Source organism: Lapillicoccus jejuensis (genome assembly GCF_006715055.1).
Classification (GTDB): domain Bacteria; phylum Actinomycetota; class Actinomycetes; order Actinomycetales; family Dermatophilaceae; genus Lapillicoccus; species Lapillicoccus jejuensis.
The window spans coordinates 4,462,276-4,476,917 of sequence record NZ_VFMN01000001.1 but is presented as its reverse complement, the minus strand read 5'-3'; the positions used below and the strand labels follow the sequence as shown (position 1 = coordinate 4,476,917).

Below are 14,642 nucleotides of genomic sequence, written 5' to 3'. Positions count from 1 at the left end.
GGCGGCACCCTTCGTTGTCCCCGGGGTCTCCCCGTGGTCCCCCCGGCTGCCGTCCCGGTGGGCCCCCGCGTGGCTACCGTGGTCGCGTGCCCGCCCCGACCCCCGCGACCCCCGCGACCCCGGGTCCCGAGCCGAGCGGGCGGGTCCGCCGCGAGGTCGTGCGGCGCCGCCTCGCCGCCACCGGGCTGGCACCGACCGACGCGCCCGAGCGGGCCGAGGCGGTCGTCGGCAGCCACCTCGCGCTGCAGGCCCAGGACCTCGAGAGCGGGCTCTGGTCGGTCGGGTCGCGGTCCGGGCTGACCCGGGAGCAGGTCGTGGACGCGTGGGCGGCCGGGACCATCACGCGGACCTGGCCGATGCGCGGCACGCTGCACCTCGTCGCCGCCCGCGACGCCGGCTGGCTCACGGGGCTGCTCGCCGGACGCGCCGTCGCCGCGTCCGCGCGGCGCCGGCGCGACCTCGGCCTCGACGAGGAGGTGACGGCGCGGGCGCGCCGTACCCTCGTCGCCGCCGCCCAGGGGGCCGGACGCGACGCCGACCACCCGCCGCTGACCCGTCCCCGCGCGTACGACGCCCTGCGCGCCGCGGGGATCGACCCCGACGGCCAGCGCGGGGTGCACCTGCTCGGCCTGCTCAGCCAGGAGGGGCTGCTCGTCCAGGGACCGCCGCAGGGCCGCGACCCGACCTTCGTGCTGCACGACGAGTGGGTGCTGGACCCGTGGCGCCCGGACCGGGACGAGGCGCTCGCCACGCTCGCGACGCGCTACGTGCGCCGCCACGGTCCGGTCGGGGAGCGCGACCTCGCCGGGTGGACGGGGCTGCCGCTGCGCGACGTCCGGGCCGCGGTCGCCCTCGCCGGCGACGTCCTCGCGGTCGAGCGGGTCGCCGGTCGCGACCTGCTGGTCCACGTCGACGCCCCCACCGCGGGGGAGGGCGGAGTCGTCCTCGCCGCCCCGTTCGACGAGCTCGTGCTCGGCTACAAGGAGCGCTGGGCGCTGCTCACCGCGGAGCAGGAGCGGGTCGTCGTCCCCGGCGGCAACGGCATGTTCCTCGCCACCGTGGTGGTCGACGGCGCCGTGCGCGGCACCTGGGGGCGGCGGCTGGGCACCGAGCGGGCCCGGGTGACGATGAGCCCGTGGGACCCGCCGGCGGCGCGGACGCGTCGCGCCGTCGAGGAGGCGGTCGCCCGGTACGGCGCCTTCCTCGGCCGGCCCGTCGACACGACCTGGGCGCCGGCGCCCGGCGGGGACGGCTGAGGTGGCCCGCGGGCCCCGGCCGCGCTCCCCGTTCCCGCAGCAGGACGGCGTCGACGCGGCCCGGCTCCGCCTGCCGCCCGGACCGTGGCCCACCGTCGCGGCCCACCTGGTCGCCCGCCTCGGCCCGGTGGGCCCGGACGGGGTGGCCCGGCTGCTCGCCGAGGGGCGGGTGCGGGGCGCCGACGGCGAGCCGGTCGACGACAGGACGCCGTACCGGCCCGGGGGGACCGTCTGGGTGCGCCGCGAGCTCGAGCCGGAGCCGGTCGTGCCCCTGGCCATGCCCGTGCTGCACGAGGACGAGCGGCTCGTCGTCGTCGACAAGCCGCCGTTCCTCGCCTCGACCCCGCGCGGGCGGCACGTGCGCGAGACCGCGCTGGCCCGCGCCCGACGGGCCACCGGGCGGCCCGACCTGGTCCCGGCGCACCGCCTCGACCGGCTGACCTCCGGCGTCCTGCTCCTCGTCGGCGACCCGCGGCACCGGGGCGCCTACCAGGAGCTCTTCGCCCGCCGCGAGGTCGCCAAGACCTACCTCGCCCTCGCGCCGGTGCGCCCGGGGGCGACGCTGTTGACGACCGTGGCCCTGCACCTGGCCAAGGACCGCGGCGACCTGCGCGCCCGCGTCGTACCCGGGCGACCACCGAACAGCGAGACCCGGGTCGAGCTGGTGGGGGAGCGCGACGGCGTCGGGCTGCACCGGCTCACCCCGACGACCGGGCGCACCCACCAGCTGCGCGCCCACCTGGCCCACCTCGGCACGCCGATCCTCCACGACCCCCTGTACGGCGCCCCCGACCCCGCGCCGGACACCCCCGACACCCCCGACGACCTCGCGCGCCCGCTCGCGCTGCTCGCGGCCCGGCTCGTCCTCACCGACCCGGTCGACGGGCGGCGCCTCGTCCTCACGAGCGGGCGGACGCTGTCCGGCTGGGACCGCGCGGAGCTGCTGGCGGCGCTCGACGGGCCCCCGCAGGACGCTGGCGCACCCGCCACCTAGAGTGCTCGTCGTGCCCCTGCCCGAGCCCCCGGTCGCCCCCGCCCGCCCGCACACCCGCACCGTCCACGACGACGCCGTCGAGGACCCGTACGCCTGGATGGCCGACAAGGAGGACCCCGCGCTGCGGGCCTACCTCGAGGCCGAGAACGCGTACGCGGCGCAGGTCACCGGGCGCGCGACGCCGCTGGCCGAGGAGATCTTCGGCGAGATCAAGCGCCGCACCCAGGAGACCGACCTCAGCGTCCCGGTGAGGCACGACGGCTGGTGGTACTACTCGCGCACGGTCGAGGGCCAGCAGTACGCCGTCCACGCCCGGGTCGCCGTCGCCGACTCGCCGCAGCGCCCGGCCCTCGAGGGCGACGCCCCGCCGGCCGGCGAGCAGGTCCTGCTCGACGAGAACGCCGAGGCGGCCGGCCACGAGTTCTTCTCGGTCGGCTCGAGCGACGTCTCGCCGGACGGGCGGCTCATCGCCTTCTCCACCGACACCGCCGGCGACGAGCGCTTCGCGCTCACCGTGCGCGACCTCGACAGCGGCCGGGTGCTCGACACCGCCGTCTCGGACATCGGCTACGGCCTGGCCTGGTCGCTCGACGGGCGGCACCTGCTCTACACCCGCGTCGACGACGCGTGGCGGCCGTTCCAGGTCTGGCGCCACGAGATCGGCGCACCCGCCGACACCGACGTCCTCGTCGTCCAGGAGGACGACGTGCGCTTCACCCTCGGCCTCGGCACCTCGCGCGACGACCGCTGGGTCGTCGTCGCGGCCGGGTCGAGCACGACCAACGAGGTGCGGCTGCTCGACGCGGCCGACGTCACCGGCGAGCCGGTCCTCGTGGCCGCGCGGGTGCCCGGCGTCGAGTACGACGTCGAGCCCCTCGGTGACGAGCTGCTCGTCGTGCACAACCGCGACCGGCGCAACTTCGAGGTCGCCCGCGCCCGGGTCGAGGACGGGCGCGTCGGCGCCTGGGAACCGCTCGGCGTGACGAGCGAGGACGAGTACGTCGTCGGCGTCGACGCGTTCGCGGGCTTCGCGGTCGTCTCGCTGCGCACCGGCGGGCTCACCGCGCTGCGGCTGCTGCCGCGCGACCCGGCCGCGCCGACCGGCTTCGGTGCGGCGCACGACCTCGCCTTCGACGAGCCGGTGCGCACCGTCGGTCTCGGCGACAACCCCGACCCGGCCTCGACGACGCTGCTGCTCGGCTACACCTCGCTCGTCACGCCCTCGAGCGTGCTCGAGCACGACGTCGCGACGGGGGAGTCGACCCTGGTCAAGGCCACCCCGGTGCTCGGCGGCTTCGACCCGGCCGACTACGTCCAGCGCCGCGAGTGGGCGACGGCCGCCGACGGCACGAAGGTGCCGATCAGCATCGTCCACCGGCGCGACACCCCGCTCGACGGCACCGCACCAGGCCTGCTCTACGGCTACGGGTCCTACGGCATCTGCCTCGACCCGTGGTTCTCGGTGGCGCGCCTCTCGCTGCTCGACCGCGGCTTCGTCTGGGCCGTCGCGCACATCCGCGGCGGCTCCGAGATGGGCCGGCCCTGGTACGACGACGGCAAGCTCGCCGCGAAGGAGCACACCTTCAGCGACTTCGTCGCGTGCGCCGACCACCTGCTCGACCTCGGGCTGGTCGACCGCCGCCGGCTCGTCGCCGAGGGCGGCTCCGCCGGCGGCCTGCTCATGGGCGCGGTCGTCAACCTCGCCGCCGACCGGTTCCGCGCGGTGCACCTGCAGGTGCCGTTCGTCGACGCGCTGACGACGATGCTCGACCCGACCCTGCCGCTCACGGCGGGGGAGTGGGAGGAGTGGGGCAACCCCATCGAGAGCGCCGAGGACTACGCCCGGATGAAGGGCTGGTCGCCGTACGAGAACCTCGCGGCCGAGCCCGGCGGCCACCCCCTGCCCGCCCTGCTCGTCACGACGAGCTTCAACGACACCCGGGTCCTGGTCACCGAGCCGGCCAAGTACGTCGCCCGGCTGCGGGCCCTCGGCGCCGGCGAGCGCGAGGACGCGCCGATCGTCTTCCGCACCGAGCTGGTCGCCGGCCACGCCGGCGTCTCGGGCCGGTACGACGCCTGGAAGCAGACCGCGCGGGAGTGGGCGTGGCTGGTGACGGTCGCGACCGACCCGCTGCCCGAGGCCGCGGCGGCCGGCTGACCCCGCCGCCGCGGTGACCGCGCTCGCGCCGTCGGCGGCGCTCGTCGACCTGCACGGCACGGCGGGCTACGTGCGGCTCGTCGTCGTCGTCGCCGCCCTCGCGGCGCTGGCCGCGGCCGTGGCCCACGTCGGGGGTCTCGGGTCACCGTGGCGCCAGCTCGGGGCGGCCGGTCGCGCGACCGTGCAGCTCGGCGTCGTCGGGCTGCTCATCGCGGCCGTCCTCGCGTCGTGGTGGCTGACGCTCGGGTTCGTCGCGCTCATGCTCGGCGTCGCGTCGGTGACGGCCGGGCGCCGGCTCGTGCCCCGCGGGCGGTGGTGGGTGGCGGCCGTGCCCGTCGTCACCGGCGCGGTGCCCGTGGGGGCCGCGCTGCTCGCGACCGGGCTCGTCCCGCTCACCGAGGTGTCGGTCGTGCCGGTCCTCGGCATCCTCATCGGCAACGCGATGACCGCGACCGTGCTGTCGGGGCGTCGTACCCTCGACGCGCTGCGCACCCGCCGCGGCGAGGTCGAGGCGGCCCTGTCCATCGGTCTGCTCGAGCGTGACGCCCGGCTGCTCGTCGGCCGCGACGACGCCGCGCTCGCGCTGCTGCCGGGCCTCGACCAGACCCGCACCGTCGGCCTCGTCACCCTCCCCGGCGCCTTCGTCGGCGTCCTGCTCGGCGGCGCGAGCCCCCTCCAGGCGGCCGCCGTCCAGCTCGTCGTCCTCGCCGCCCTCCTGCTCGTCCAGGCCGTCGCCGTCCTGCTCACCCTCGAGCTCGTCGCCCGCGACACCCTGCGGTGACCTCCATCGATCGTTGGCTCTCAGCACGCCGTACGCGTGGCCGGCTGCTGACCTCCATCGATCGATGGGTTCCAGCACCCGGTACGACGTCCGAGGCGGCCGCCCGGGGTCCGGACGCCGTCGGGGCGCCGTACGGGCCCCACCTAGACTGGGGCGCATGATGTCCCGTCTCGACCTGCGGGGGCGCACCCTCCACGTGCGCGACCTGCGCCACGCCCTGCCCCGAGCCGAGTTCGACGTCGAGGCCGCCCTCGAGCAGGTGCGCCCGATCGTCGCGGACGTCCGCCATCGCGGCGCCGACGCGCTGCGCGACCTCGGGGAGCGCTTCGACGGGGTTCGCCCGACGCACCTGCGCGTCCCGGCCCAGGTGCTCCAGGCCGCGCTCGACGCCCTCGACCCCGACCTGCGCGCCGCGCTCGAGGAGTCGATCCGCCGCGCCCGCCTCGTGCACGCCGACCAGCGCCGCACCGACACGACGACCCAGGTCGTCGACGGCGGCACCGTCACCGAGCGCTGGGTCCCCGTCGACCGGGTCGGCCTCTACGTCCCCGGCGGCCGCGCGGTGTACCCGAGCAGCGTCGTGATGAACGTCGTCCCGGCCCAGCTCGCCGAGGTCCCGTCCCTCGTCGTCGCGAGCCCGCCGCAGAAGGAGAACCTCGCCGGCTTCGAGGGCTACCCCAACGCGACGATCCTCGCGACCTGCGCCCTGCTCGGCGTCGACGAGGTCTACGCCGTCGGCGGCGCCCAGGCCGTGGCGATGTTCGCCTACGGCTACACCGAGACCGCCGAGGACGGCACCGAGATCGGCTGCGAGCCGGCCGTGCTCGTCACGGGCCCCGGCAACATCTTCGTCACCGCCGCCAAGCGCCTGCTCATGGGCCTCATCGGCATCGACTCCGAGGCCGGGCCGACGGAGATCGCCGTCCTCGCCGACGACAGCGCCGACCCCGAGCACGTCGCCGCCGACCTGGTCAGCCAGGCCGAGCACGACCCGCTCGCGGCGTCCGTCCTCGTCACCGACAGCGAGGCGCTCGCCGACGCCGTCGAGCAGGCCCTCGCCCGCCGGGTCCCGGCGACCAAGCACAGCGAGCGGGTCACCGAGGCCCTCACCGGCACCCAGTCGCGGATCGTCCTCGTCGACGACGTCGACGCCGGTCTGCAGGTCGTCAACGCCTACGCCGCGGAGCACCTCGAGATCCAGACGCGCGACGCGTCCGCCGTCGCCGGCCGGGTCCGCAACGGCGGCGCCGTCTTCGTCGGCCCGCACGCCCCGGTCAGCCTCGGGGACTACTGCGCCGGGTCGAACCACGTCCTGCCCACCGCCGGGTGCGCCTGCCACAGCAGCGGCCTGTCCGTCCAGTCCTTCCTGCGCGGCATCCACGTCGTCGCCTACGACGAGGCGGCGCTGCGCGACGTCGCCCACCACGTCGTCACGCTCGCCCAGGCCGAGGACCTGCCCGCCCACGGCGAGGCGGTCACGGCCCGCTTCGGCGACCGCGTGCCGGACCCGGCGTGAGCGCGGCCCAGGACCCGACCGCCCTCGTCCAGGCCCTCCTGCGCGAGGACCTGCGCGGCCAGAGCGCGTACGGCGCCCCGCAGCTCGACGTCCCGGTGCGGCTCAACACCAACGAGAACAGCTACGACGTCCCGGACGACGTCGTCGACGCGGTGACCGACGCGGTCGCCCGCACCGCGCGCCACCTCAATCGCTACCCCGATCGCGAGTTCGTCGCTCTCCGTAGCGCGCTCGCGTCGTACCTCACCGGGCAGACGGGCGTGACCCTCACCGCCGAGCAGGTGTGGGCGGCCAACGGCTCCAACGAGGTGCTCCAGCACCTCGTCCAGGCCTTCGGCGGTCCCGGCCGCACCGCGCTCGGCTTCACCCCCGCCTACTCGATGCACCCGATCATCGCCCGCACCATGGGGACCACGTGGGTCGACGGGCTGCGCGGGGCGCCGTCCGGCACCTTCGACCTCACGCCGGGGTCGGCCGCCGAGCAGGTACGACGCCACCGCCCGCACGTCGTCTTCCTCTGCTCGCCGAACAACCCGACCGGGACCGCGCTCGGCCTCGACGTCGTGCGCGCGGTCCTCGACGCCGCGCCGACCTCGCTCGTCGTCGTCGACGAGGCCTACGCCGAGTTCGCCCGGCCCGGCACGCCCAGCGCGGTCACCCTGCTGGAGGACCACCCGCTGCTCGTCGTCACCCGCACGATGAGCAAGGCCTTCGCCCTCGCCGGTGCCCGCGTCGGCTACCTCGCGGGCGCGGCCGAGCTGCTCGACGCGCTGCGCCTGGTGCGGCTGCCGTACCACCTGTCCGACCCGACCCAGGCGGTCGCGCTCGCCGCGCTGGAGCACCACCCGAGCCTGCTGCGCACCGTCGAGGCGATCAAGGAGCAGCGCGACCGGATCGTCGCCGAGCTCGACACCCTCGGCTACCCGCCGGTGCCGAGCGACGCGAACTTCGTCCTCTTCGGCGGGCTGGCCGACGCGCCGTCGACGTGGCGGGCGCTGCTCGACGCCGGCGTCCTCGTCCGCGACGTCGGCCTGCCCGGCTACCTGCGGGTCACCGCCGGCACGCCCGCCGAGACCGACGCGTTCCTCGCCGCCGTGTCCGGTCTGCCAGACTCGCACCGCACCTCGACCCCCACCGCCCGCACGAGTCGCCAGGAGGAGCCCGCGTGAGCACGCACCGCACCGCCTCGCTGTCGCGCACGACGAGCGAGTCGAGCATCGAGCTCAGCCTCGACCTCGACGGGACCGGCGAGGCGGACGTCGAGACCGGCGTGCCGTTCTACGACCACATGCTGCGCTCGCTGGCCAAGCACTCGCTCATCGACCTGCGCGTCAAGGCCGCCGGGGACATCGACGTCGACGTGCACCACACCGTCGAGGACGTCGCGATCGTCCTGGGCCAGGCGCTGCGCGAGGCGCTCGGCGACAAGCGCGGCATCTCCCGCTTCGGCGACGCCGCCGTCCCGCTCGACGAGTGCCTCGTCCAGGCCGTCGTCGACGTCTCCGGCCGGCCCTACCTCGTCCACGAGGGCGAACCGGAGGGGCAGCAGTACCACCTCATCGGCGGCCACTTCACCGGCTCGATGACCCGGCACGTCTTCGAGTCGCTCGTGCACCACGCGGCGATCTGCCTGCACGTGCGGGTGATCTCGGGCCGCGACCCGCACCACATCGTCGAGGCGCAGTTCAAGGCGGTCGCGCGGGCCCTGCGCGCCGCCGTGGCGCCCGACCCGCGCGTCACCGGGATCCCCAGTGCCAAGGGCAGCCTCTAGCGGGACGGCGGCGCCCGGCGGCGCCGCCCGGGGCGGGGCGCCGGTGGCGCTGCGCCTGGTCCGGGCGCAGCCCGAGGCCGCCGCCTCCTGGGCGCAGCAGGGCCTCACCGGCGTGCACGTCACCGGCCTGTCCGACGGCTGGTCGGCGCTGACGCCCAGCACCCCCTCGAGCGCCGTCCCGCCGCCGTACGACGACCCGGTGGCGGTCCTGCTGAACCGGCCGGTCCCGCACCGGATGCGCCCGGCCTTCGGGGTCGGCGTCGTCGGGCGGCAGGCCCTGCTCACCGCCACCGCCGGCGGCTGGCGCGCCGTCCCGCGCTGGGTCGCCTGGCAGCCCGGCGTCGGCGTCGTGCGGCCCGGCGGCCTGGCGCCGCTGCGCGTCGCCGACCTGGTCCACCTGTCCGGCAGCGAGGCGCCCGGCGCGCTCGGCGACGTCGCCGACGTCCTGCACGACCCGACCGGCAGCCCGGTGGAGACCCTGCGCCGGCTGCTCGCCGCGCTGGGCCTGCCCGGCGGCGGCCTGCTCGGGGCACCGGTGGACGACGAGGCCCGGCACGTGACGCCCGCCCCGCGCGGGGTCGCCGCGTTCGCGAGGATGGTCGCCGACGACGCGTCGTGGCACGCCGAGATGACGGCTCCCGACGACGCCGACGAGGGCCGGCCGTCCGCGGGGCGCCGTACGGACCCCTCGACCGACAGCCCCGACAGCCCCGACACGGAGGAGCACCGGTGACCGGCGCCAAGCACGTCGTCGTCCTCGACTACGGCAGCGGCAACGTCCACTCCGCCGTCCGGGCGCTCGAGCGCGTCGGGGCGCGGGTGAGCCTCACCGCGGACCGCGTCGAGGCCCTCGGCGCCGACGGGCTGTTCGTCCCCGGCGTCGGCAACGTGCACGCCTGCCTCGCGCAGCTCGCCGCCGCCGACGGGCCGCGGATCATCGACGTGCGGCTCGCGGGCGGGCGCCCGGTCCTCGGCGTGTGCGTCGGGATGCAGGTGCTGTTCGAGCAGGCGAGCGAGCCGTCGGCCGACCCGCGCGAGGGTCTCGGGCACTGGCCCGGCAGCGTCGACCGGCTGCCCGCCGACGTCGTCCCGCACATGGGCTGGTCCACCGTGCAGGTCCCGGAGGGTTCCCGGCTGTTCGAGGGCGTGCGCGACGAGCGCTTCTACTTCGTCCACTCGTACGCCGCGCAGTCGTGGACGCTGCACCCCGAGGGCGCCTTCGCCGTCGTCGCGCCGCTCGTGACCTGGGCCGAGCACGGCGCCCCCTTCGTCGCCGCCGTCGAGAACGGTCCGCTGTCGGCGACGCAGTTCCACCCCGAGAAGTCCGGCGACGCCGGCGCGACCCTGCTGGAGAACTGGGTGAGATCCCTGTGAGCACCGACCCCACCACCGACCCGACCACCGACCCCGCCATCGAGCCCACCGCGACCGGGCCGCGGCTCGAGCTGCTGCCCGCCGTCGACATCGCCGACGGCCGCGCGGTCCAGCTCGTCCAGGGCGTCGCCGGCACCGGCGGGGAGTACGGCGACCCGCTGGCCGCCGCCCTGGCCTGGCAGGAGGCCGGGGCCGAGTGGCTGCACCTGGTCGACCTCGACGCCGCCTTCGGCCGCGGCAGCAACCGCGCCGTCATCGACGAGATCGTCGGCCGGCTCGACCTGCAGGTCGAGCTGTCCGGCGGGATCCGCGACGCGGCGACGCTGGGGACCGCGCTCGCGACGGGCTGCCGCCGGGTCAACGTCGGCACGGCCGCGCTCGAGGACCCCGAGTGGACCGCGGCCGCGATCGCCGAGCACGGCGACCGGATCGCCGTCGGCCTCGACGTGCGCGGCACGACGCTGGCCGCCCGCGGCTGGACCCGCGACGGCGGCGACCTGTGGGAGACCCTGGCCCGCCTCGACCGCGAGGGCTGCGCGCGCTACGTCGTCACCGACGTCCGCAAGGACGGCATGCTCGCCGGCCCCAACCTCGAGCTGCTCGAGCAGGTCTGCGCGCGCACCGACCGCCCGGTCGTCGCCTCCGGCGGCGTCTCGACGCTGGAGGACCTGCGGGCGCTGCGCACCCTCGTCCCCGCCGGGGTCGAGGGCGCCATCATCGGCTCGGCGCTCTACCGCGGCGCCTTCACCCTCCCCGACGCGCTCGACGTGGCGGGACGGCCGTGACGCGCCGATGAGCGCCCGATGACCGTCACGAGGATCGGTTCCGGCGGCGCCTGGGAGGAGTCGTTCGGCTACTCGCGCGCCGTCCACACCGGCGACACCATCCTCGTCTCCGGCTGCACGTCGACCCGCGACGGCGCGGTCCGCTTCCCCGGCGACCCCGCCGCCCAGCTGCGGCTCGCGGTCGAGACCGCGGTCGCCGCCGTCGTCGAGCTCGGCGGCCGGCTCGAGGACGTCGTCCGCACCCGGCTCTACGTCACCCACCGGCGCGACTGCGAGCTCGTCGGCCGCGCCCACGGCGAGCTGTTCGGCGCCGTCCGCCCGGCCGCGACGATGGTCGTCGTCGCCGGGCTGCTCCACCCCGACATGCGCGTCGAGATCGAGGTCGAGGCGGTCGTCGGCGCCGGGGGGCCGGAGTGAGCGAGGGGCGCGAGGACGGGCACGACAGCGCCGGCGTCCCGTGGGGCGGGCGGACGCTGCCGGCCGGCGGGTTCGAGGGCGACGACGGCGCCGCCGACCCGGACCTCGTCGCCGCCCTCGTCGCCCGCGCCGCCGACCCGTCGCCGGCCACCGACCTCGCGCTGACCCGCGCAGCGGCCGCCGCCCGCTGGCTCGTCCCCGTCGTCGCCGTGGCCGTCGACGTCGAGGAGGGGGCCACCGGCCACACGGTGGAGACGTCCACCGACATGGCCGTCGTCACCCTCACCGGGCCGGACGGGCGCCGGGCCCTGCCGGTCTTCACCGGCACCGCGGCGCTGACCGCCTGGGACCCCGCCGCCCGGCCCGTCCCCGTCCCCGCCGATCGGGCCGCTCAGGCCGCCGTCGCCGAGGGCTGCGACGTCATGGTCGTCGACCTCGCCGGCGGCGGGGGAGCGCCCGCGACGGAGCTGCGCCCCAGCCAGGTGTGGGCGCTCGCGCAGCGGCGCGCGTGGCTGCCCGCGCACGAGGACCCGTTCGTGCGGGCGGCCGTGGAGGGCGCCGTACGCCCGGAGGACGCGGTCGAGCGCGCCGACCTCGAGGACGGCGCCCCCGCCGGCAGCGGCACCCTGCGCGTCGTCCTCGCGCTGCGCCCCGGCCTGGACCAGGACGCCGTCGCCGCGCTCGCCACCCGGGTGGGGGAGCGCCTCGCCGCCGACGGCGAGCTGCGCGCCCGCGTCGACGGCCTCGCCTTCGCGCTGCGCCCCGCCACTTGACGCAGCGTCATGGCACTCGACGCCCTGTGCACAGGGCGTCAACCGGCTCGACGCTGCGTCAAGCGGCCCCGGGGCCGCCGAGACCCGGCCCTGCACCCCCCAACGTCAGGCGAACAGCCCCAGCGGCGCCGGGTCCTGCCCGAGGACCCGCTGCGGGTCGGCCCCCAGCACCGACCGCAGCACGTCCGCGTACACCGACCGGAAGTCGGTCGTCACCTTGAGGTCGCCGGCGTCGAGGTCGGTGAGCGACGGCTGGTCGCCGACGAACCCGCCCCTGACCCCCTCGCCCATGACGAGGACCGGACCGGCCGTGCCGTGGTCCGTCCCCTCCGAGGCGTTCGCGCGCACCCGCCGGCCGAACTCGGAGTACGCCATGACGACGACGTCCTTCGCGCGCCCGGTCGTGGCCAGCGACTGGCGGAACCGGGTCAGCGCCTGGTCGAGCAGCCCCAGCTGCGCGCTCTGCGTGGCCTTCTCGTCGGCGTGCGTGTCGAATCCCGACAGCGAGACGCTGTAGACGCGGGTCGGCGCGCCCATGGCCAGGCACCGGGCGACGAGGTCGAGCTGCGCCGACAGCCCGTCGGCGCCCTTGGAGGACGCGGCCTGCGGGTCGACGGCGTCCGTCACGGGGGCGAGGGCCGAGCGCACGGTCCGGGCGGCGGCGTACGACGCCACGACCTGCCGGGCCGCGGCCCCGTCCCGCGGGTCGTCGGCCGCGAAGTGGTCGAGCACGCTGCCGTCCGGGGCGCCCTTCGGGGCGGCCTGCAGCGAGAGCGCCGCCGCGGTCGCCTGCTGCCCCACCGCGAGCGGGGGCAGGACGTCGCCGAGGTTGAGCGCGAGCAGCGGGTCGTCGCCCGCGCCGTCGAGCCACCGCCCGACCCAGCCGCTGCTGACGGGGGTGTCCGGCGAGGCGGTCTGCCAGATGTCCATCGAACGGAAGTGGCTGTGGTCGGGCTTCGGGTAGCCGACACCGCGCACGACGGCCAGCTGCTGCGACTGCCACAGCGCGTGCAGCCCGGTCATCCCGGGGCTGAGCCCGAGTCCGTCGGCCAGCGGCAGCACCTCGGCGTCGGTGTAGGCGAGGTCGGGCCGCGCCGCGTGGTACGCCGGGTCGGCGTACGGCACGACGGTGTTGATGCCGTCGTTGCCGCCGTACATCGTCACGAGGACGAGCACGGGCGTGCCGTCGGCGAGCGGGTTCGTCGCGGCGTGGTGGACGACGTCCCGCCACGTCACGGCGGCGGCGCCGGCGAGCACGCCGGTGGCGGCGAGACCGCACGAGGCCTTGAGCAGGGTGCGCCGGGTCAGGCCGTCGAGCGGCTTGCGCGGGTCGGGCGGAGGCAGGACGGGCATCGGATCCCCTTCAGGCGGTGAGGTACTCGGGGCTGACGAGCGCGGCGGCGACGAGCCGGCGCGGGTCGCTCGCGACCGCGCGCAGCCCGACGACGGTGCGGTCGGTGAGGGTCGGGATCGCGAGCAGGTGGGCGACGGCGTCGACCCGGGACGCCTGCGGCGCGGAGGCGACGGCGTCGAGGTCGCCGGCCGCGGCGAGCCGGGTGGCGGCCTCGAGGCGGTTCTGCGCGGCCGCCGTCGACAGCCACGCCTGCCCGCTCGGCCACCCGCTGACGTTGGGCGGCGAGAACGGCACCTGCCCCAGCTGGTTCAGCGTCGACGTCACCAGCGCGAGGTGCTTCGCGCCCTCCTCGCCGCCGAGCGGCACGCGGAGCGCGCGCACGGCCCCGACCGTCCACTCGACCGGCGTGACGACGAGCGTCCCGGCGACCGACGGGTCGTCGAGCACGGTGGTCAGCAGCCCGCGGAAGAGCGCGGTGAGGTCCCGCCGCGGCCCGTACGCCGCCGTCAGCGCGGCCAGGCGGTCCGCGCCCGGCGGGGTGGGGGAGACCAGCCGCTGCCACCACCGCGTCGCGACGAACCCGGCCGACGCCGGGGCGGCGAGGACCGCGTCGACGTACCCGTCGGTGTCGAGGTCGCCGGTCCTCCCGAGGACGGTCTTGCTCCCGTCGTCGTGGCGGCGGGCGACGAAGCGCGCGCTCGTCCCGTCGACGGTCCACCCGGTCAGCGCCCGCGCGCCCTCGCGCACGTCCTGCTCGGTGTAGCCGTTGCCGTGCCCGAGGGCGAACAGCTCCATGAACTCGCGAGCGAGGTTCTCGTTGGGGGCCTTCGCGGTGCTCAGCCGCCCGTCGAGCCAGACGAGCATGGCCGGGTCGACGGCGAGCGCCCTGGCCAGGTCGGTGAACGAGCCGCGACCCAGCCGGCGCAGCGTCGCGTTCTGGGCGAGCATGAGCCGGGCGTCACGCACCTTGTGCACGTCGGTCGCGAAGTGGTCGTGCCAGCCGAAGGTCAGCTTCTCGGTGAGCGGCTGCCCGGTCGTGGCCATCCGCTGCAGCCACCAGCCGAGCAGCTGCTTGCGCGAGGCGGCGACGGTCCTGTTGACGGCCTGCCGCTGCTCACGGGTCGCGCCCTTGCCGGCCCGCTGGAGCGGCGCGATGCTCGGGGGCGGGGTGCTGCGGGCGGCCGGATCGGCGGCGGGATCGGCGCGCAGGGCCTGCTCGAGCCACGCCCCCGCCCCGAGCCGGTCGGCGGCGTCGACCTCGGCGCCGGTCGCCCCGAACCCGGCGCGGCGCAGCAGTCGGGCGGTGGTGGCCCAGGTCCCGGAGGCGGCGCTCGTCGTCGGCATGCGCCCGAGTGTGCGCGGCCGCTGTTCGAGGAGTGTCAGGGTCCGGTCACGTCGCGGTCAGGACACGGCGTCCGCACCGCCGGGGCACCGGTGCCGTGTCGGTGCGGACGCACCGAGAG

General features: G+C 76.7%; 14 protein-coding genes. 12 read left to right on the top strand and 2 right to left on the bottom strand.

Annotated features, from left to right (window positions below; all coding sequences use genetic code 11):
• The first annotated feature begins 86 nt into the window (after nucleotides 1-86).
• The 12 genes from FB458_RS20725 to FB458_RS20670 all read left to right on the top strand — a co-directional run bounded on the left by FB458_RS20725 (nucleotide 87) and on the right by FB458_RS20670 (nucleotide 11,825).
• Nucleotides 87-1,256: a winged helix DNA-binding domain-containing protein gene (locus FB458_RS20725; RefSeq protein ID WP_170185777.1), complete on the top strand. Its 1,170-nt coding sequence runs from the start codon at nucleotides 87-89 to the stop codon at nucleotides 1,254-1,256.
• 1 nt (nucleotide 1,257) lies between these two features.
• Nucleotides 1,258-2,250 carry a pseudouridine synthase gene (locus tag FB458_RS20720; protein WP_141850157.1) on the top strand — a complete coding sequence of 331 codons (993 nt, stop codon included), beginning with the start codon at nucleotides 1,258-1,260 and terminating at the stop codon, nucleotides 2,248-2,250.
• 10 nt (nucleotides 2,251-2,260) lie between these two features.
• Complete coding sequence (locus FB458_RS20715; protein ID WP_141850156.1) at nucleotides 2,261-4,408, top strand: S9 family peptidase; 2,148 nt, start codon at nucleotides 2,261-2,263, stop codon at nucleotides 4,406-4,408.
• A gap of 13 nt (nucleotides 4,409-4,421) precedes the next feature.
• Nucleotides 4,422-5,189 (top strand): ABC transporter permease, encoded by a 768-nt coding sequence (locus FB458_RS20710; protein WP_141850155.1) that lies wholly within the window; start codon nucleotides 4,422-4,424, stop codon nucleotides 5,187-5,189.
• A gap of 157 nt (nucleotides 5,190-5,346) precedes the next feature.
• Nucleotides 5,347-6,705 carry a histidinol dehydrogenase gene (gene hisD / locus FB458_RS20705; RefSeq protein WP_141850154.1) on the top strand — a complete coding sequence of 453 codons (1,359 nt, stop codon included), beginning with the start codon at nucleotides 5,347-5,349 and terminating at the stop codon, nucleotides 6,703-6,705.
• On the top strand, nucleotides 6,702-7,874 hold the full coding sequence (locus FB458_RS20700) for a histidinol-phosphate transaminase (protein WP_141850153.1): 1,173 nt from the start codon (nucleotides 6,702-6,704) through the stop codon (nucleotides 7,872-7,874). The genes hisD and FB458_RS20700 overlap by 4 nt, the downstream gene beginning before the upstream one ends.
• Nucleotides 7,871-8,476: an imidazoleglycerol-phosphate dehydratase HisB gene (gene hisB / locus FB458_RS20695; RefSeq protein ID WP_141850152.1), complete on the top strand. Its 606-nt coding sequence runs from the start codon at nucleotides 7,871-7,873 to the stop codon at nucleotides 8,474-8,476. The genes FB458_RS20700 and hisB overlap by 4 nt, the downstream gene beginning before the upstream one ends.
• A 43-nt stretch (nucleotides 8,477-8,519) precedes the next feature.
• On the top strand, nucleotides 8,520-9,209 hold the full coding sequence (locus FB458_RS20690) for a hypothetical protein (protein ID WP_141850151.1): 690 nt from the start codon (nucleotides 8,520-8,522) through the stop codon (nucleotides 9,207-9,209).
• Complete coding sequence (gene hisH / locus FB458_RS20685) at nucleotides 9,206-9,850, top strand: imidazole glycerol phosphate synthase subunit HisH (RefSeq protein WP_141850150.1); 645 nt, start codon at nucleotides 9,206-9,208, stop codon at nucleotides 9,848-9,850. The genes FB458_RS20690 and hisH overlap by 4 nt, the downstream gene beginning before the upstream one ends.
• A 38-nt stretch (nucleotides 9,851-9,888) precedes the next feature.
• Complete coding sequence (gene priA, locus FB458_RS20680; protein ID WP_141850756.1) at nucleotides 9,889-10,635, top strand: bifunctional 1-(5-phosphoribosyl)-5-((5-phosphoribosylamino)methylideneamino)imidazole-4-carboxamide isomerase/phosphoribosylanthranilate isomerase PriA; 747 nt, start codon at nucleotides 9,889-9,891, stop codon at nucleotides 10,633-10,635.
• 18 nt (nucleotides 10,636-10,653) lie between these two features.
• Nucleotides 10,654-11,052, top strand: a complete 399-nt coding sequence (locus tag FB458_RS20675) for a RidA family protein (protein WP_141850149.1) — start codon at nucleotides 10,654-10,656, stop codon at nucleotides 11,050-11,052.
• Nucleotides 11,049-11,825, top strand: a complete 777-nt coding sequence (locus tag FB458_RS20670; RefSeq protein WP_141850148.1) for an SseB family protein — start codon at nucleotides 11,049-11,051, stop codon at nucleotides 11,823-11,825. The genes FB458_RS20675 and FB458_RS20670 overlap by 4 nt, the downstream gene beginning before the upstream one ends.
• Before the next feature lie 105 nt (nucleotides 11,826-11,930).
• On the opposite strand, the gene FB458_RS20665 is transcribed toward FB458_RS20670, so the two are convergent.
• Both FB458_RS20665 and FB458_RS20660 read right to left on the bottom strand, forming a co-directional pair.
• Nucleotides 11,931-13,178 (bottom strand): DUF1501 domain-containing protein, encoded by a 1,248-nt coding sequence (locus FB458_RS20665; RefSeq protein WP_141850147.1) that lies wholly within the window; start codon nucleotides 13,176-13,178, stop codon nucleotides 11,931-11,933.
• A gap of 10 nt (nucleotides 13,179-13,188) precedes the next feature.
• Nucleotides 13,189-14,523, bottom strand: coding sequence for a DUF1800 domain-containing protein (locus FB458_RS20660; protein WP_141850146.1), 1,335 nt, complete (start codon nucleotides 14,521-14,523; stop codon nucleotides 13,189-13,191).
• Nucleotides 14,524-14,642 lie beyond the last annotated feature (119 nt).